Below are 16,799 nucleotides of genomic sequence, written 5' to 3' on the forward strand. Positions count from 1 at the left end.
CAACAATGATGCGGAGACGTAGAGTGACCACCACGAATGAAATCGCCGACAAGATCGCGGGCGAACACAGCCTGACCAAGGCACAAGGCAAGGCAATTGTCGAAGCGGTGATAGCCTCGATCACTCAAGCCGCGATTGCCGGCAACGAAACGAGCCTGCCTGGCTTCGGGAAGTTCAAGGTCAAAGCGACACCGGAGCGCGAAGCGCGCAATCCGGCGACCGGCGCGACCATCAAGGTCGCAGCGGCCAAGAAGCTGGCCTTCACGCCCGCCAAGGCTTTGAAAGATGCGCTGAACAAGTGAAGCGAAGCTTCGAGCCTGACGGCACCGGTCGATCCGGTGCGCCAGGCTCGATGATATGGCAAAAGCCGCCCTCAGAAGGGCGGCTCGGCGCTGATGCGGCCTTCCTGTTCGGCCATGACGACCTCGCGCTCGGCCAGCGCCAGATCGAGTTCGGCCTCAATCTGGCGACGCTCCGACGGATCGGCGTTGCGCAACTCGGCCTGCAGTTCCACGATGGTCCGTTCCAGTTCGTTCGTCATTGTCGTCTCCTTGACGTTTGTGAAAGACGACGTGCGCGGTCATGGCGGCATGGAGGGGTCAAGGATCGCGGAGCGACCGGCGGAGCCGGCGGGTGGGGGAGCCGAATTTCTGGTTCGGGCCGCAGGTCCGCGCCTGAAATTTGGGGGAACCGCTCGTCCTTGAGGCCTTTATGCCGCCATGGCACCCTCGGGCGGACTGAGCAGGCATTCCCTCTCCGTATGGCACCCGAAAGCGGCAAACAGGCTCGATGCCTGGTTGCCGCTTCTTCATAGTGAGAGAAGCCCCACCTTGCGGCGGGGCCCCTGGATCATGGATCAGGCGGCTTCGCGGTTGGGGCGGGACCAGACGAGGACGTAGTCGCCCTCGGCCTCAGTCGGCCACAGGGCCGCATTGATCGGAGCGTTGAAGCTCGGGTCGTCGAGTTTGAGCGAGATATAGGGCTCGCCGCTTCCCGAAACTGCCTTCCAGCCTGCGCCGAGCTCGGCGCCGTTGGGAGCGAGCGCCCGAAAGTCGGGAGCGTCGCGCGAGGTGCGCTCGATTGGGGTTAGGCGGAGCTTCATGCCGACCGTAAGGGTTCGAACGTTGCCCTGAATGACGTTGCCGTTGGTGGTGAATTCGCCGATGACTGCCATGACTTGGTTCCTTTCCGTTCTCGGGCCGCGCCCACCGCGGCCTCGATGGGGGTGTCAGGGCCGGTGGCGATCGCCACTGCACCCGCAGGGCCGGAACAGCGTGGAGGGCGGCTGGAAAGGGCTTTTTGTTTCGCGATGCAAAGGCGGGCTCGTCCCGCCGGCGGAAAATAGTCCGGGCCAGCCGTTGCGGTCAGGCAATCGAGACGCAGTCGTCCTCCGGTCACACCCAATCCATCGAGGGCTGCGTGGGTGTGCCGGTGTAGATCGGGAAGGAATCTGGCAGAGCGCAACGCCGTCGGCATTCGCTCACCGCGGCCGCAGCCTCATTCGGGTACTGTCGGTGCCTATCAAACGGGGATGGTCGCCCACCCGTCGGAGACTTCGCGGATGCCGCTCCCAGGGGATCATCCTTCGGTGGCTGCGCTCGCCGGCAGTGAACAGGCTTTGAGCAGAGGGGCGAGTTCCTCGATCAAACACGGTAGCCGCGGCACACTCCCGGTCGCTCGGCGCCGCCGACCTGAGATGAAACGCTGCACAGATAGATCGCCCCCGCCGGTAAAATGATATCTGGATTTCCGACTTCGCCGACGGTGGTTTTGTCCCGGCTCTCATCGGGTGCGATCGACGCGTCCGCGATGGGCGGCAAGGACCGGGCGAAGCGCCTGGCGGATGTCATCGAGAAAGCGCGGTCCGAAGCGCCCGCGCGGCGTCTGAGTCGGCTCGAAATGAAACGACCGTTCAGCGATGTCATAGTTGTATTCGCTGACGGTGATCCAGCCGCGCTTGAACACCGACAACCCAGCGCGGCGCAGTTCGAGGTCGGGGATTTCAAGCGCCGTCTGGTCGGCGCGCGGCGGCGTACCGGAAATCGGCAGGATGACAAGATGGGTGATATTCTGGCGAGGATCGGCGACAGTCAGCGCCAGGCAGACAGGCCGATCCTTTTCGCCATGATCGCGGCCCTCATCGGCCTGCCAGCGCCAGAGGTAGGGATAGCTGACGATGGTGCCGTTCGGGAAGCGATCAGTCATCCTTGCCCCCCTCCTCTCGATACGCGGCCGACTGGCGGTCGAGTTCGCTCAGCAACAGATCCGCCAGTTCCGGCGGCGTCTCGCCGGCGGCATAGACGCGGCGCGGATCGTCGCGTAGCAGACGCTCATAGACATCCGCCGAGAGCACGACGACGGAAGGCCGACCATGTTTGGTAAGCGTAATCGGCGAGCGCTGTGCCTCATCGTGATATCGCCCGAAGTGGCGGATGAATTCCACGGTGCTAATGGTTTTGGTGTCCATGACAGGCTCCCTGATTAGATTTCTGTATTATACAGAAAAGTCAGAAAACAGCAACCTTTCAGGCTCAAAGGCATCTCCACGCCAACACTGCCGGCGCCGGCTGCACGCCGCGTCTTGGCGCGGCGTGTCTTTGTGGGTTGGTCCATGGCAGAGTGTGGAGGCTCGTCACTTTTCCTCCCGGCGCGCACGGGCAGCAGCACGGACCATCCGCTCCGCAGCCCTGATGCTGCCGATCTCGCGTGCCGTTTGCGCCCAGACGGAGATGGGAAGGAGACCGGCGAAGAGAAGATCTCGTTCGATGCCCATGCCCCGTGGCAGGCGAAGCGATGCAATGCCCCTGAAGCCAAGCTCGGGATAGCCGACGTCGGCGAGACCAAAGACGCCCTCTCCCAGAGGGTTGAAGAATTTAACGACCGGGACATGATCGGCGCCGCGGTTGCGACCATTAATCAGCAAGGCTGCGCGGATTTCCAAAGTCAGGAGGCGCATGCGTGCCTCCTATCAGCCGCCCGAGCGCCGTCGGGATAGGAGGATCGGCCGGCCGGGAGAGCTACGCATGGCGGACCGAGCGGTTGAAGCTTGTCCATCACGCCGCCTCCCGCTTGACATCGGCCGCCGGTTGCACGCTATGCAAATAGGCGACGGCGCGTTGCGCGTGGGCGGCGGCCTGGAAGATTGCTCGCTTATCGTTGGAGAGAACGCGCAGCCAGCTTGCCAGGTACGAGGCATGATCGGGACGCGGCTCAAGTTCGGGAACAAGTCCGAGATCAGCGCAAATGAAGCAACTGCCGATTTCCGCGATCAGTTCCTCGCGTGCGCGTTCGCTTCTGTCCTTGGCATAGCGGCTGAGGTCGCGGCCGGCACGGTCGGCATGCGCTGTCCAATGCACGGATTCATGCGCGAGCACAGCGACATAGGAGGCTGCGTCCCGAAAACTCTCAAAGGCAGGCATCTGGATGAAATCGCCAGCCGGAGCGTAATAGGCCTGCGAGCCACCATGCCGGATCAGGGCTCCGGTATTGGCGAAGAATTGGTCGGCATGCTCGATCCGCTCGGCCCGATCGATGATCGGCTCGGGGTGCTGATAATAATGGTCCGGCAGCCCTTTGATCTGTTCGACGTTAAAGACGCTATAGGTCTTCAGGAAAGGGATATCCCGCTCGACTTCGTCGCCGCCAGCGTCCGTTTCCGTCCGCGTGAAGCGGCTGGCATAGACGACCGTGGTACCGCCCTCCCCCTTGCGCACATGAGCGCCAAGCTCGGACGCCTGCCGGAACGTCATCCAGATCTGCGCGGCAAAGCCCCGAGCGATGCCCTCCGACCACAACAGCAGCACGTTCATGCCGCTGTACGGTTCGCCGTTATGGCGCAGCGGACGGGTAATCCGACCGGCTGCGTTTCCTGAATTCCATGGCTGGACCCATGGACGCACACCCTTTTCGAGATTGGCGACGACGCGCTCGGTGATGCGAGTATAGACGTCGACGCGGTCGTTTCTGTCTTTGCTGTTCATTTCCTGAACCTCCATTTGAAGGCCGCGCCCATCGCGGCCCCTCACGGAGGTCCGCCAGCCGGAGCGGTCAGGAGGTCCGGGCACCCGTCAGGGCCGGAACGGAGTGGAGGGCGGCAAGGCCGTTGAGCGGACCGCCGGCTCCGGCAGGACCGTTAGCCGGGAGGGACCGCGATGGGCGGTTCTTTCCCATTGTTTTGCCTTTTCTGCCTGACTGTCTTGATGTACCGCCGGGGCCAGGAAGCACGAAAAGGGCCGCCTCCGGGACACAACCCTTCACAAAGAGGGAAGGAGCGAGGCCAAAGCCTCGCCCCCAACCGCGGCTCAGTCGAAAGCCGATATCTGCATCTCCGCCGCCCGGCGGTCGAGCGTCTGCCCGCTGTTTTCGGCCGGCCGTTCGAATGGCTTCCATGTCTCGCCGACGACCAGTTCGTATGCGGCGACGGCTCCCTCCGCTGCCATCCGGATCGCATGAGCCTGCAGACCGACGTCGGCGGCAAACTCGCGCTTGCGCTGGGCATTGCCGTCCAAGCCGACGGGACCGTCGAGGTCCTCGTCGCGGGCATCGCAGGATGCCTTGGCGGTGGCGTCGCGGGCATCCGTTACGGCGCGAGAGTAGAACTGCCCGGCGCCGTGGGCTGATCCGACATAGGCCCCGACGATGCGCTGCAGATGGATCTGCATGGCCCGTTCGGCGAGGCCTTCGTTCAGGGCATCGGCAGTTTCGGTGATCAGCCGCTCGTGCAGGTCACGGATACCGGTGCTATCGAGAACCGCGAGACCAAAACTCTCGGAGATCCGGCTTGCCTGCGTGGTGTCCGGGCAGGTGAGGCGGACCATTTCGAGTGTCGAGCCCTTGCGCAGCGGCACGATGCGGGTGGTCTGCTGAGGGGAGCGGTTGGTCTTGGTCATCGGAGTATCCTTCCATCGATCTCCCGAAGGCTCAGTCCGGCCCCTTGCCAGTCTTCCCTTCGGGTGCGGTCGAGTAAAACCGGCGCCAAGGCGGCCATGTGCAAGGTCCGGGACCGGCAAGGCGAGCGAAGCTCGGTTGCGGACAAGCGGGGCTTTCAAGCCCTGGCGCAGCACGCGGCCGACCTTTGCCGAGCACGACGGTTCCGGCCGCTCCGCGGCGCGGAACGCGACCTTGATATGGGCGGCTGCCGGTTTACGACCGTGACAAAACCCGAGGGGAGGAGCGGCACGGCGTTTGGTTCCAAGTCGGGGTCGGCGGAAGGGCAGCCGGAGCAGGAGCCCGGGGAATTTCCATGTATGTCCCGCACCCTAGTGCAGTTCCGCATCAGGCGTCGCCGCGGGCCTCGGCCTCGCCGGCCAATAGAGCTTCAAAGTCGGTGCGAGCCGAAGGCGGAGGACGATCGACACAGTCCAGAGTGGCCGCGCGCTGTCGGCCTGTCAATCATGACCGATCATTCCGCCCCGATCGGCCAGCGAATGGAGCGCATAGACAAGAGGACCGCCCGTCTCCAACCGGTCGCGCCGGTAAAATGTCGCCGAAGTTTCGGATGGCAGACGACGTGGAGGCCCTCCTAATTGTCTCGGGCGAGGCGCCATCCAAAAGCAGTTGCGATGATCTTCCAGTGCATGGTCCACTCCTCACCCCTTCCAGCCGACGAAGTCCGAAGGGCCGGCGTAGACGCGATGACAGCTCTCATCGATCACGAAGCCGACCTTGTAATCGTCGGATGGGACCAAAGAAGCGGCGCTCTTCGCCGTGCGCCTCACGACGGCCCCCCGTGTGGCAATGGCTTCGGTGCAGCCTTCGTGATGGTTCGACCGGATTGCGGAGATGACAAATCCAGTCGTCAGCATGCTCTTGCTCAAAGGCACGGCGATCTTTTCCATGCGACGCGCCTGGCTGCAGGATCGGCCCAACGAGCTCGGTGTCTCTGCCGAACTGATGACTACCCTTGCGGGCGCTGTGGCGCGAGCGATCCGCGTGCCCTGATTATGCGAATACTTGATTTGCCCCCTTTAAGGTGGCATATAAGGCCATGGAGAAGAAACGCCCGACTTATGATCTGGAGGCGGTCAAGGCCGTGCTTGGATCAGTCGAAACGTTGGCCGTGACGTCGTCTGCCCTGCGTGATGCAATAGCGCTGGGCATCGACCGCAATGGCATTGCCGAGACGATCCATGGCATGAACAGGCGGATGTTCTACAAGTCGATGACGACCTTCGCCGATCATCGCATCTGGCAGGATGTCTATCATGTCCCGGCACAGGGAATGGTGCTTTACGTAAAGTTTCAGGCGGACGTCGTGACAGAGTTCACGCTCATGTCGTTCAAGGAGAAATGAGATGGCAGTCGCGGAAAGGATATATCCGGAGACGATGGTCTCTCCCGAAACCGGGGAAACACTGTATCGCGGCGTCCGGCCATTCGTTGTGACCTACAAGGGCAAGAGCATCACGGTCGAGCTGCCGGGCTACTATCCGGAGAGCGGCGATGAGGGAGTTCATGTCGGTGACGACATGGCCGTGACCGATCTTGCACTACGGGCGCTGAAGGAAGAGATCGACGGCGTTCCATCGCCATCGACGATCCAGAGGATCCGGCGGAAGCTGAAACTCTCCCAGCGCGAAGCGGGCGGCCTGCTCAAGGTCGGCGAGAACGCCTTCGACAAATATGAACGGGGACTGATGGAGCCGAGTGGCCCGACGAGCCAGTTGCTGCGTCTCCTGGATCGCCACCCCGAGATGATCGAGGAACTGCGCCAGCCGGCGACATGAAAACGGCCGCCGCGCCATTCGACGCGGTCGGCCTTTCGCATATTGTCAATCAGGCTGCTTTCGCGCCGGCGTCATCAAGACCTTCGATATCGGTGGCCAGCGTCATCTCGATTCCGGCAAGCTGGCGGCGCTTTTCCAGCAGATCGCTGGCAAACGCAAAGTCACCACCCGCGCGACCGATAGCTAGCCTACGAGGGCCTCGCCCGGCCTCGTCGGATCGAGAGCGCGGCTCATCCTGCTGGATGTCCATCTTCTCTTCGGTCTTCCTGACCCCTCCCCCTGCGTCCGCCATCCCGGCCGGTCGGGTCAAGGGCCGGCTTCAGCCGGGCGAAGCTTCATCCTTGACGCGAGCGGCGGGCGTGCGGCAGACCCATTTCCCCTTCTTCTGTTCCCTGTCTCTCCATCGCCTTCAGGTCCTCATTCCAATCCTCGCCAGCCGGACGCAGCCGCTCGTAACCGCAGTCGGCATCTTGGGCGATCGCCGCGATGCGGCCGGCGTAGACATCGCCCTGCCCGTTATTGTCCGTCGCCGCGACCAGCAGCGTGCGCGGTCGCTCCGCAAGTCGGCGGATCGACGCGGCGGTTGCTGGCGCCCATCCGCCGCCGGTGCTGAGATACAGGCTGTCGGACAACCGGCGCTCGATCGCGGCGAGGCTCATTGCATCGATGGCGGCTTCGGTGACGCACGCCCGCGTCGCATCAAGCGAGCCGAAGCGGAAGAGCACTTTAGAACCGCCGCTGGCAAAACCGCGCCACGTTGGACCCCGCTCTTCCCAGCCAGTGACGCCTCCATCCTCGTCGGTGTGTGCCGCCCACATGCTGCCGTATGGCCCTTCGCGCACCCTGTCCTGCTGGATGCCCATGTCCAGAACTTCATCGGACAGGAAGCGCTCGCCAGCGAGGTATCGCCAAGTCAACGATCCAGGCCATGGTTTGCGCCGCCGGCGCCAGCGTTCGTCAATCTTAAGGTTCTTCGACCATGCCTTCGGCTGGATCGTCCACAGCGGCGTCTCCGGCTCATATGCGACCAGGTCGGCGACTCGATCAACGCCGTCAGAAAAGCCGACGCCTGCCAACTGCTCGACGAGCGAAAATACGTCGCCCTTTGCTTCGCTCAGCGGATCGAACCAACCTCGGCCATCGTGGATGACGATGATGATCTCATCGCCGCGGCGGTATTTGAGGGCGCGGCGTGTGCTTTCCTTGATGTCGACCGCAAACCCAGCCTTATCCAGCACGGCGCCGCAGGACACCTTGTCTCTCAATTCCTCAACCTTGTTTCTGTTCATCCTTCTTTCCGGCCATTCGTGCCGACCTTTCCCGTTTTCCTCACTCCCCCTGGGGGTCAACTTCGGGAAAGGCCGCGAAGAGCGGCGGAGGCAAGGGCGCGGCTGACCCAAAAACGGAAGAGCCCAACCCGGTGCTAGCGTAGCCAGGCGCGGCGCAGCCTCCCTTGCCGCCGCCTGCTCGCCAGCGGCAGCTAAAAACTTCCTGAGCGACAAAGGCCGGCTTGCCCGGCCGCGAGTAGAGCGGAGGAAAATGGCGGACATGCCAACAGGCGTTGACATCTACGCTCTACGCCGGGACGCAAACGCGGCGCTTGCGACCCAGATGAAGCGATTGTCATTTATGGCTTTCAGGCGCCGCTAAATCGCCGCAGCATGGATTCGAGCCGCTTGTTCTCGTCGCGGAGCTTCGCGACAACGAGTCGCTTCAGTCGACGGTTTTCAGCCTCGAGAGCGGCAAGCCCCTCCTCCGAGTCATAATCCACCACGAGAACGCTCGTGCGATCGAGCGCCGCCGTCTGTCGAGAGAGCTCCAAGCGGTCTTCGCCCTCGGCTTTGAAGGGTTCCGAGCTCGCGCCGGCGCCGAAGTCGCTTGCTCTTGGTGGGAACGACCGTCATCGAAGTCAGCGTTCTGAACAGCTACTGGCTTGATCATTTCATTGGATGGAGAAGCATTGGGAGGGCTGTTTGGCAAGCGATTGGGCTCGGTCCCCGCACGCGAGTCAATCATGCCGGCGTCGATTGCGGTAGCATTGCCCTGGACCGCAGCGGCTTGAACCAGGGCTGGCTCGTGCATGGCTCCGTCGGCCTCGACGGCGCGCGCCACCGCCTGCAAATCTAGATTACCCCAGATTGACGTTGGTCGAGCTTTGGGTTGGCGACGGTTTGTCTTGTACTCGACGACGAAGTTTGATCGTGGTGGTTTCATGCGTCAGAAAATCGGAACCGAATAGTGATCTGCAGTGCTCAGAGGGCCTGGACGATTTGATTGCATCGATTTGCAGCGGGATGGGCGAGAAGGGATGCTGTACAGCATCCGCACCGCTAGTCCATCCCAAGTCTCTTGCGCAAGTTGGCGTTTTCTGCCCGCAGTTTTTCAGAGAGAAGTCCTCTTAGTCGGCGATTTTCTTCCTCGAGCTGGATGAACTCCGCAAGCTCGTCATCCATCGAAAGAGGGGCGCCGGGACCCGGTGCGACTGATTGAACCAATGCTTTCTTCCATATATAAAAGGTCTGGTCCGAAATACCGGCGCTCTTGACGGCATCTTTCAAGGTCGCGCCGCCAGCCATCTGAGCTTCAATCTGACGGATCTTTTCCAGTTTGTCCTGGTCGCTGAAGCCCCGAACTTTCGGCTTTGCCGGTTTCGAGGAGCCCGCAGGTGTCCTTTCAGGTGTTGGTTTCTTTGTTCTTGAAACCTTTTTCGGAGCATCCGACGCAATCTCGGTCGCAACAATACCGTCGGGCGGGGTCTGAATCTCTTGGTCAGCCATTGATCGTCCTCTATAGGTTATCGCCTTGTCCGCCAGTTTGACCCGCGAGTCAACGTTCCCGCGCTGTCGCGTCCACTCGAACGGATCTGGCTGTGCTACACCGATGCGTCTCACGAAACTGGCGGGTAGCGTCAAATTCATCCAGCGCTCGGTTGGCTTGGAACGGGAGACGCCACGCTGCGCCAGTCACATTCAAGGCGGTACTATTTGGCGAGTGCCCAGCCAGACCCCATGCGGCATGGTTTCACGGTGAGGTAGTTGACCCGGCACTCAGCCGCAGACCGAGTGCTGGCGCAGGAGCGCTTCATGACCTTGACGCGAGTCAAGGAGCCACCCTCGCCGGCCGACGTTACGATTGAAGTTAGGCGCGCCTAACTCGCAGACACTCACCATGTGTACGTTCCAATGCACGCCTCGACCGTCAGCCTGTTCCAATTCTGGCGCTATTTCTTGGCGTCAATTCCAATGCTCAACTCATAAAAATGACGGGCAAATAGACGTCGGATCCATGTAGCGCGCGCCACGAAGACAGACGAGTTAGGCGCGCCTAACTTCACATGGAGCAAGTCACCCGGCCTTCTGCTCAACCTACGCGCTGTTCAGAGTGGCCAGCACCCCAGTTCCCTTATCTCGCATCGGAGGCGCCGACCCCGATGGGCTGATGGATGTTCGTCCGACTTGCGGAACTCATTCGCAAGCATCCCAACCAATTCGCAAACGCCGATGCTGACGGCGCTCGGGAGCTGCAATGATCGCCGCGCCGGTCCCAATATGTTCAAAGCTCCGACCTCTGCATACGCGTTGCTACTCTTACCAAAAAACCTCGAACCTCATTGGGGTCCGCCGACCGAACACTTGAAACACCGGCCAACTCCACATTTCTATATCGGCATCTCCGGCTCGACATCGAATGCAGCACTTTTTGAGATACAAACTCCGAGGAGAACTGGCGGGGCCGCGCCCGGCACGATGGGAACCCATCTCAAACGGCCATGAACCTGACGCCCCGAGAAAACATTCGAATAAAATATAGGGCAGGGGGTTAGGCGCGCCTAACTGCTCCCCCATTGTTTGCCTTCAGCTGCGCCATGACCATCGGCCCAAGCGAAAACTCTCCCCGTTCCCAGCGCCGCGTCAAGTCGCGCAGATAGCCACCAGGCGAGGTGATAAAGTTCGCCCTCTCGAGAATGCACGCGATCGCGATCGCAGCATTTTCCGGCCCCATCGCATCACAAGCATCTTGATAGGCCGATGGGCTGATACCCAGCATCGATCTGACCACAACCGCAGCCGACATCAAATCACGCCAGCCTCCCACCGCGCCGCCTTGTCCATAGTCACAAATCTGCGGGCATGCCTTCAGCACGACACCCAATGGGAAGGATGTGCTCGCCAGACGCGGCGGTAAATCAGTTCCACCAGACTTTGCCCCCGGCTCTTTTCGGGAGCTAGGTTCAAGTTCACGGATAGATTCGGGTTTTGAATTCTGTATGTGGCGCTCATCATGAGCATCATTGGTGCTAATAATTTCCGTTTCTTCGTGAGTTTTCAGGCGGCTAAGCACCTCAGCGTAAAGCAACTGCATTTCATCGAGCAGACTGTCTATCTCGAGGCGCGATGGTGTCCGGGGGAGGCGCGACGTCAGACTGATGTAGATGTCCTCGATTGCTTGCCAGTCGCCCTCCGCCCCTTCCTCGACTGCAGCACTGATTAATTTCCGGACGTCCCTCCGGCAAATTGTTAGCGTCTCCTTGGCCTTTCTGAACGCGACACGGGCAGCCACGACATCCTGCGCCATCAGAGCAAGCTCCTCAGCACGAGCCAGAAGCGGAGACAGGTCGAAGCCGAAGGCCGTCTCGACATCGCCATCACGATCCTTTCGCGCAAATCTCTTCCCATTGGCGCTGTCTTTTCGCACGATCAGGCCGGCGTCGACGAGGATTGCGAGATGGCGCCGGAGCGTGGCCCCCGCAATGCCGTGGGCACGGAGTGTCAGCTGGGTATTCGAAGGGAAGACAATCATCTGCCCGTCCTGTCGAAGCTCATTGGTCGGAAGGAATGTTAGAAGCGCATCCAGGATGGCGACGCTGCGATCCTGAAGACCAAGCGTTTCCCGGGCTTCAGCAACATCTCGGAAGACCTTCCACTTCTCGACAGACTTACCAGGCTTGATCTCGTTTACGGCCACCTGCCGCTTTACGAGGGCAAGCGTCATCGACCGCCGCCCAAACGGCGTCGTCACACTTCCCGTATGCATCGTCTCTTACCTTTCAGAAGGCAAAAGAAATCCACTCACCAAAACGGCGCCAAGACTCTTGACGAAGATTCATGGAAATGCGATTCTCTGTCTTGCTACAGAACAGATAAGGGCTTCCACGACGGCGACGTTGAGGGGGCTCTTTTCTTTTGCGGGTTTCACTCCGTGGTTCGTTGATTCAGCGTGCTATTTCGACGAGCGGTGCTCGCGATACAGTTCCTCAAGCTTCTCCAGGACGCGCGCGGCAAACTCAGGCGCTTCTTTCCTGTCGATGGCTATTTCCAGTTTCCCGTCCGTGTTCAGCACTTTCGCCAGGCGCTTTCCGTCGTTGGCCGTCCACACGTCAACAGCCGGCGACGCTGCCCGCGGTTTCAACTTCGCGACAACAGCCTTGAAGCGTGCCTCCGAGGGTAGGGACTTAACCTCAGCCGATTCGAGAAACACCTTAGCCAAGTCGGGCGAACCATCCTTGGCAAGCAGGTCTGCAAGCTCAACCCAGCTCCGGCGCCCCACACCCGGGGCAGCACCGATTGCATTGATCAGATCCCGGGGAATCCTGACCACGACAGACAACATGTAGGACAGATCACTCTTATAGACAGACAGGGCTGACATGATGACGTCCCTGGAAAAGCGCTGCTGCAGATTGTCGGCGAAGAGGGCCTTCTCGATATAGGTCAGATCCTCGCGCTCGTTGTTCTCCTGTCCCTGCGCTACAACAAGTTGCTCGTCCGTCAAATCGCGAACGATCGCCTTGACCGGCCGTTCAAGCGCCTGAACGGCGCGAAGCCGACGGTGACCAAACGCCACTTGATAGCGGCCGGCCTGGTCCGGGTGAGGGCGGACAAGAATAGGCACCTGTTGGCCTTGCTCCTTAATCGAAGCCATCAGCCCGTCGATATCGCCGGGCATGCGGTCTTGCACGAAGGAAGGCTCGATCTCGGCTGGGTCAATCTCGATCACAGTCTGACCCTCGGCAAGTCGTCGTTCGATCTCATCTGCACGGGCCTGACGGGCCTTTTCCTCGCGGATCGTGGACCCGACCTGCTTGACAAGCTTGTTGTCCGCTGTGGGTTCGTCAGACTGCGCAGACGGCGAAAGCAGCGGCCGACCTTGTGTCTTTGCCGGACGCGCTGCGTCGACCTGTACGAGGTTTAGAAGATTCTTCCGGCTCATGCGGCTCTCCCCCAGGACTTTTTGATCAGGGTTTCGATTTCCTCGTTGACGTTGTTCATCGCCTCGAGGGCACGATCGTACGTGCTGCGCGTAAACTGACCTCTCTCGACCTCGTAAAGTGTCTGGTTGGTCAGTCCGGCATCAGAAACGGCCGTGGTCTTGAGCATTGGGAAATTTAAGACGTGGGAACCAAAGATCGACCGCAAATAGCCAACCATCTGGTTCTGCGGTCCATCGGCAGGCTCAAAGCGCGTGATCAGATAGCGCATCCATGAAAAGTCGACGTTTCCCCCCGCTGTTGCGACCTCCCGAAGAAGTTCAGCCACCATCGCCAGGAACTGGTTCATCGACATGACATCCAGCATCTGAGGATGAACCGTCACGATCACCGACGTGGCTGCGGTGAGGGCGGACAGCGTGAGATAGCCAAGTTGCGGAGGGCAGTCGATGACGACCACATCGTAATTGCTCTCGACCTCGTCCAAAACTTGGCGAACCCGGTCGAAGAACATCACATCGCCCACCTGGCGCTTCATCAGCGCTCGCGGTGTATCGTGCTCAAATTCCATAAGCTCCAGATTGCCTGGGATCAGGTGGAGATCGGGAATGTATGTCGAACGGATGATCTCCTGGACAGGCCGGCGCTCGTCATCATAGCGAATGGCGCCGTACATGGTTTCGTTGGAACCGACATCCAGTTCGGGCTGGTTGCCGAAGAGCGCCGACAGGCTCGCCTGAGGATCCAGATCGAGAGCAAGAACCCGGTAGCCCCGCAGTCCCAGATACTGCGCCAGGTGGGCGGCCGTTGTGGTTTTGCCGGAGCCACCCTTGAAGTTCATCACGGATATGACTTGCAGGGCTTCACCATCGCGCCGGTGCGGAAGATACCGCCTGTCAGCGCGGCCGACACGATCGAGATGCCTGCGGATCTTGTCGATGTCTTCCACCGAATAGGAACGGCGGCCCCCGGCCGTCGTGCTCACCTCAAGATCCTCGATGTCGTTAGACACCTGACGAAGGTAGACTTCCTTGACACCCACGAGCTTGGCAGCTTCTGATGGTTGGAAATGCCGAATCCCTTTCTCAGCAACCGGTGGGAATGTGCTCAGGTGATGTGCTTGAAGCTGGGTCGCAAGCGCTGACGAGTGCCGTTCGATGAGCTCGACCAACGTCTCCTGTGCCGCTAATGTCTTTTCAGCCGTTCGCTTCATTTTCAGCCCGATATCTCGCAACAGCGCTTTGCGGTAGTCAAAACCGATCTACACCGCTGTTGCAATAAGCCCCGATTCTGACGACTGGGCAAGCCATTTATGGTAAACGAATTCTTAACGAACCCGCTGGTCTTAAAGGAAAATCGGCTCTCTTCGCCCGCAAACTCTAAGCGAAACAAGAGGTTGACGTTTGGGCGCGCACAGGAAAACCTCCTCAAAAAATCGTTGAGAATACAGACGTGTGGCTCGCATGTCGGTGCTTTGAGGCGGAGAGCCAAGCGACTCAGTGAACGTTAGTGTTCAGATGCCCGCATTGTCCGACTTCAAAGGCGCCGCGGTTAGCTGTGAGAAAACAAAAATGCCTGTGTCAACGCGCGCCGCGCCCAGACTCTCTATTGCAGAGAGAGTCTTAGATTAACTCCAAAACGGCAAAGTCGATCTAAACGATGTCGAAACACTTTCTACGATATCGCTGGCCGCTGGGTGTTTGAACTAGATCTACGGGAAGGCAATCACGTGGCACGACGATCGAGACGTTTCGCTCCTCCGACAGACCAAGAGAAATGGGACCTGAGCTCGGTTACGATGCAGATGCGCATGGATGTCGTCTCGAACATGGAGGCGAATACTCCTGTTCCGGTTTACTTCTCGAATTTCGATCATTTGGAGGCCTATTGCGGGTGGAACGAACTGATCATCGAGGAGATCAGGGGCGTGGAGCTGAAATATGCAGCGCTAGTACGGCATGAAGGCCTGCGCGTTGGGTATGGTCTCGTTTGGGTGAACGCGAAAGCGCCGCAACGTGACGTGCGAAAAGCGATGGTGCATCACATTGTAGATGCTTACCACCTCCGACCGGATGAACTCTCGCCAGTTGACGCAGACCACGTCGTAAATCGGGCCAGCCTCGCGAAGGTCCCTAGTTCCTGGGTAGCGGTGATGCCGGTCTTTTATGAGGTGAATCAACGTGCCGGGTTTATCTTCGAAAAGGGGTTAGAGGTCGACACCTCGCGGTCTAAAATCCATGCCAATCCTCTTCAAATGTTCAAGATTCTCTCAGACATCTGGCCAAAAACAGTCGGGGAGTACGAGGATGCAATGAAAAGGATCGAAAGCCAGCATCAGTTGGCGCACCTAACGCCAGACATCCGTAAGTGGATCGCCGGCGGCTTCCCATTTGTGTCTCAGTAAAAGCCGAGGCGCGTTCGCGCCAATTTGTTATATGAGGCAACCGACGTGAAGCAGGCTAGCCCTCTTGTATTGAGGGTGTCGTGACGCCTGATGCGAGTGCCTTGCACTGGCAAGGTAGCCGCGCCCACGTCTACCTTGTATGCGAACCCTATGACGGGCCGACGTCGTCAAAGCATGCGTGCGGCACGGCCAGTGCGTCGCATAGCGCCATTATAGTAGCCTGAAGCCTGTTGCACAGAGCGATGGCGCGACTGCTCCATCGCCTCGGGAAGGGGGATTCCTCTATTGGCTGCCTCCGTGAGATAGCCCGAGCGCAGACCGTGCGCCGAAAACTCATGAGGCTCCAGCCCAGCCATCTCGACCCGCTGCTTGACGATCGCATTGACGGACTGCGGATCGAGCGCCCGCCTTGAAACAGTCCCCCAGCGCCCGATCGAGCGAAAAATACTACCATTGTCGATCCTGGCCGCCGCGATCCAGGCATTCAGCGCCTCGACCGGCCGGCCGGTGAGATAAACGATATCGTCCTGCTCGCCTGTCGTCGTCTTGGTGCGGCCGAGATGGATGGCGAGAGAGGGGAGGGGAGGGCCATCCGGTATCTCGATCGGCGGCTCGACGGTCAGCTGCTCGCACCGCAGCCCGGCGATCTCGCTGCGCCGGCGGCCGCCGGAGGCGAAGGCGACCATCAGGATTGCCCGGTCGCGGAGATCGCGCAGACTATCGCCCGCACAGGTCGCCAGCAGTTTTGCCAGCACGTCGCTAGTGAACGCCTTGGCGCTCTTGCGAAGACGTTGTCTTGGCGCGGCTCGGATCGCCAGCCGAATGGCTGATTTGAGGGCAGGGGAGGCGAACGCGCCGGCGAGGCCGCGCCATTTGGTCAGCGTCGACCAGTTCGCCAGCCGCCGGCGCACCGTCGATGGCGCGTGTGGACCTATGGATTTGAGTAACCCCTGGCGCCGAAGGTTCTCGTCGACGTCGGCCGGCATCCCGTGAGCCGGATCGGTTTCGCGGCGTTGCGGGTCCCAGAGATGATGCGCGACAAATTTCAGCAGCAGCGCCTCGGGCGCCGGCCAGGGCAGGGAGTTTCCGGTGGCCGCCATGCCCCAGGCTTCGAGATAGGTCAGATCCGAGGTCAGTGCCCGAAGAGTATTGTCACCCATGCCCTGGTTGACGAGATGGCGCAGCGTCTCGACATCCTGGTCGGTGAGCAGCTCGGCGAGCTCGTCGCGGCGCTCGATCGGCAGCACCGCGGCAATTGTGTCGAGTTCTTCGGCGCGCCGCTCGACGGAAGTCTGTGATTTTCTGGGTTTGGCCACGGACGCTCCAAAATCGCGGGTTTCGCCAGCCGCTGGGGCCGTGATTTGCTGCGATTCTTGCTGATGTCGATTGGCTTGATTGAGCGGAATCGATTTCATTGTATTGGTAGCGTTTACAGCCTTCCAGGATCACCGGAATCTTCTCG

19 protein-coding genes are annotated in these 16,799 nt (G+C 60.4%); 4 read left to right on the forward strand and 15 right to left on the reverse strand.

Going from position 1 to position 16,799, the window contains the following annotated elements; genetic code table 11:
• Positions 1–23 precede the first annotated feature (23 nt).
• Positions 24–302 carry an HU family DNA-binding protein gene (locus tag FHX14_RS26825; protein WP_112401277.1) on the forward strand — a complete coding sequence of 93 codons (279 nt, stop codon included), beginning with the start codon at positions 24–26 and terminating at the stop codon, positions 300–302.
• 71 nt (positions 303–373) lie between these two features.
• Here the strand turns inward: FHX14_RS26825 and FHX14_RS26830 are convergent, their stop codons facing one another.
• The 8 genes from FHX14_RS26830 to FHX14_RS26865 form a co-directional block, all read right to left on the reverse strand.
• The gene (locus FHX14_RS26830; RefSeq protein ID WP_184379875.1) at positions 374–541 is read right to left on the reverse strand and encodes a hypothetical protein; all 168 of its coding nucleotides are present in this window, start codon (positions 539–541) and stop codon (positions 374–376) included.
• A gap of 315 nt (positions 542–856) precedes the next feature.
• Positions 857–1,174: a DUF736 domain-containing protein gene (locus FHX14_RS26835; RefSeq protein WP_130815734.1), complete on the reverse strand. Its 318-nt coding sequence runs from the start codon at positions 1,172–1,174 to the stop codon at positions 857–859.
• Positions 1,175–1,782: 608 nt separating this feature from the next.
• Entirely contained in the window at positions 1,783–2,205 is a 423-nt protein-coding gene (locus FHX14_RS26840) for a hypothetical protein (protein ID WP_184379877.1), read from the reverse strand.
• Positions 2,198–2,467, reverse strand: a complete 270-nt coding sequence (locus FHX14_RS26845; protein ID WP_184379879.1) for a type II toxin-antitoxin system Phd/YefM family antitoxin — start codon at positions 2,465–2,467, stop codon at positions 2,198–2,200. The genes FHX14_RS26840 and FHX14_RS26845 overlap by 8 nt, the downstream gene beginning before the upstream one ends.
• A 165-nt stretch (positions 2,468–2,632) precedes the next feature.
• Positions 2,633–2,956, reverse strand: a complete 324-nt coding sequence (locus FHX14_RS26850) for a DUF2958 domain-containing protein (RefSeq protein ID WP_184379881.1) — start codon at positions 2,954–2,956, stop codon at positions 2,633–2,635.
• Between the two features lie 97 nt (positions 2,957–3,053).
• The gene (locus FHX14_RS26855) at positions 3,054–3,980 is read right to left on the reverse strand and encodes a zincin-like metallopeptidase domain-containing protein (RefSeq protein WP_184379883.1); all 927 of its coding nucleotides are present in this window, start codon (positions 3,978–3,980) and stop codon (positions 3,054–3,056) included.
• Between the two features lie 321 nt (positions 3,981–4,301).
• The gene (locus tag FHX14_RS26860) at positions 4,302–4,889 is read right to left on the reverse strand and encodes a hypothetical protein (protein ID WP_184379885.1); all 588 of its coding nucleotides are present in this window, start codon (positions 4,887–4,889) and stop codon (positions 4,302–4,304) included.
• Positions 4,890–5,588: 699 nt separating this feature from the next.
• Positions 5,589–5,837, reverse strand: coding sequence for a hypothetical protein (locus FHX14_RS26865; RefSeq protein WP_184379887.1), 249 nt, complete (start codon positions 5,835–5,837; stop codon positions 5,589–5,591).
• A gap of 149 nt (positions 5,838–5,986) precedes the next feature.
• Here FHX14_RS26865 and FHX14_RS26870 point away from each other — a divergent pair, with 149 nt between their 5' ends.
• Positions 5,987–6,292, forward strand: coding sequence for a type II toxin-antitoxin system MqsR family toxin (locus FHX14_RS26870; protein WP_184379888.1), 306 nt, complete (start codon positions 5,987–5,989; stop codon positions 6,290–6,292).
• A 1-nt stretch (position 6,293) separates the two neighbouring features.
• Positions 6,294–6,725, forward strand: coding sequence for a type II toxin-antitoxin system MqsA family antitoxin (locus FHX14_RS26875; protein ID WP_184379890.1), 432 nt, complete (start codon positions 6,294–6,296; stop codon positions 6,723–6,725).
• A 49-nt stretch (positions 6,726–6,774) separates the two neighbouring features.
• On the opposite strand, the gene FHX14_RS26880 is transcribed toward FHX14_RS26875, so the two are convergent.
• The 6 genes from FHX14_RS26880 to repA form a co-directional block, all read right to left on the reverse strand.
• Positions 6,775–6,975 (reverse strand): hypothetical protein, encoded by a 201-nt coding sequence (locus FHX14_RS26880; protein WP_184379892.1) that lies wholly within the window; start codon positions 6,973–6,975, stop codon positions 6,775–6,777.
• An 85-nt stretch (positions 6,976–7,060) separates the two neighbouring features.
• Complete coding sequence (locus tag FHX14_RS26885) at positions 7,061–8,014, reverse strand: DUF3991 and toprim domain-containing protein (RefSeq protein ID WP_184379894.1); 954 nt, start codon at positions 8,012–8,014, stop codon at positions 7,061–7,063.
• A 1,041-nt stretch (positions 8,015–9,055) separates the two neighbouring features.
• Positions 9,056–9,502 (reverse strand): transposase, encoded by a 447-nt coding sequence (locus tag FHX14_RS26890; protein WP_184379896.1) that lies wholly within the window; start codon positions 9,500–9,502, stop codon positions 9,056–9,058.
• A 1,042-nt stretch (positions 9,503–10,544) separates the two neighbouring features.
• Complete coding sequence (gene repC / locus FHX14_RS26895) at positions 10,545–11,759, reverse strand: plasmid replication protein RepC (RefSeq protein ID WP_184379898.1); 1,215 nt, start codon at positions 11,757–11,759, stop codon at positions 10,545–10,547.
• Positions 11,760–11,945: 186 nt separating this feature from the next.
• Positions 11,946–12,935: a plasmid partitioning protein RepB gene (repB, locus tag FHX14_RS26900; RefSeq protein WP_184379900.1), complete on the reverse strand. Its 990-nt coding sequence runs from the start codon at positions 12,933–12,935 to the stop codon at positions 11,946–11,948.
• Positions 12,932–14,146, reverse strand: a complete 1,215-nt coding sequence (gene repA / locus FHX14_RS26905) for a plasmid partitioning protein RepA (protein ID WP_130815817.1) — start codon at positions 14,144–14,146, stop codon at positions 12,932–12,934. Before repA ends, repB begins: the two co-directional genes overlap by 4 nt.
• A gap of 597 nt (positions 14,147–14,743) precedes the next feature.
• Between repA and FHX14_RS26910 the strand changes: the two genes are divergently transcribed.
• A complete protein-coding gene (locus FHX14_RS26910) occupies positions 14,744–15,337 on the forward strand; it encodes a hypothetical protein (protein ID WP_184379901.1) in 594 nt (197 codons plus the stop codon).
• Between the two features lie 167 nt (positions 15,338–15,504).
• Here FHX14_RS26910 and FHX14_RS26915 read toward each other — a convergent pair whose 3' ends face one another.
• Positions 15,505–16,653 (reverse strand): site-specific integrase, encoded by a 1,149-nt coding sequence (locus FHX14_RS26915; protein WP_184379903.1) that lies wholly within the window; start codon positions 16,651–16,653, stop codon positions 15,505–15,507.
• Between the last annotated feature and the right edge of the window lie 146 nt (positions 16,654–16,799).

This window comes from Rhizobium sp. BK619 (genome assembly GCF_014195245.1).
Lineage (GTDB): Bacteria > Pseudomonadota > Alphaproteobacteria > Rhizobiales > Rhizobiaceae > Rhizobium > Rhizobium acidisoli.

Excerpts from the sequence above, each read along its gene's own strand:
- FHX14_RS26830 (WP_184379875.1), bottom strand. The coding sequence starts at position 541 with ATGACGAACGAACTGGAACGGACCATCGTGGAACTGCAGGCCGAGTTG.
- FHX14_RS26835 (WP_130815734.1), bottom strand. The coding sequence starts at position 1,174 with ATGGCAGTCATCGGCGAATTCACCACCAACGGCAACGTCATTCAGGGC.
- FHX14_RS26840 (WP_184379877.1), bottom strand. The coding sequence starts at position 2,205 with ATGACTGATCGCTTCCCGAACGGCACCATCGTCAGCTATCCCTACCTC.
- FHX14_RS26845 (WP_184379879.1), bottom strand. The coding sequence starts at position 2,467 with ATGGACACCAAAACCATTAGCACCGTGGAATTCATCCGCCACTTCGGG.
- FHX14_RS26850 (WP_184379881.1), bottom strand. The coding sequence starts at position 2,956 with ATGCGCCTCCTGACTTTGGAAATCCGCGCAGCCTTGCTGATTAATGGT.
- FHX14_RS26855 (WP_184379883.1), bottom strand. The coding sequence starts at position 3,980 with ATGAACAGCAAAGACAGAAACGACCGCGTCGACGTCTATACTCGCATC.
- FHX14_RS26860 (WP_184379885.1), bottom strand. The coding sequence starts at position 4,889 with ATGACCAAGACCAACCGCTCCCCTCAGCAGACCACCCGCATCGTGCCG.
- FHX14_RS26865 (WP_184379887.1), bottom strand. The coding sequence starts at position 5,837 with ATGGAAAAGATCGCCGTGCCTTTGAGCAAGAGCATGCTGACGACTGGA.
- FHX14_RS26870 (WP_184379888.1), top strand. The coding sequence starts at position 5,987 with ATGGAGAAGAAACGCCCGACTTATGATCTGGAGGCGGTCAAGGCCGTG.
- FHX14_RS26875 (WP_184379890.1), top strand. The coding sequence starts at position 6,294 with ATGGCAGTCGCGGAAAGGATATATCCGGAGACGATGGTCTCTCCCGAA.
- FHX14_RS26880 (WP_184379892.1), bottom strand. The coding sequence starts at position 6,975 with ATGGACATCCAGCAGGATGAGCCGCGCTCTCGATCCGACGAGGCCGGG.
- FHX14_RS26885 (WP_184379894.1), bottom strand. The coding sequence starts at position 8,014 with ATGAACAGAAACAAGGTTGAGGAATTGAGAGACAAGGTGTCCTGCGGC.
- FHX14_RS26890 (WP_184379896.1), bottom strand. The coding sequence starts at position 9,502 with ATGGCTGACCAAGAGATTCAGACCCCGCCCGACGGTATTGTTGCGACC.
- repC (WP_184379898.1), bottom strand. The coding sequence starts at position 11,759 with ATGCATACGGGAAGTGTGACGACGCCGTTTGGGCGGCGGTCGATGACG.
- repB (WP_184379900.1), bottom strand. The coding sequence starts at position 12,935 with ATGAGCCGGAAGAATCTTCTAAACCTCGTACAGGTCGACGCAGCGCGT.
- repA (WP_130815817.1), bottom strand. The coding sequence starts at position 14,146 with ATGAAGCGAACGGCTGAAAAGACATTAGCGGCACAGGAGACGTTGGTC.
- FHX14_RS26910 (WP_184379901.1), top strand. The coding sequence starts at position 14,744 with ATGGATGTCGTCTCGAACATGGAGGCGAATACTCCTGTTCCGGTTTAC.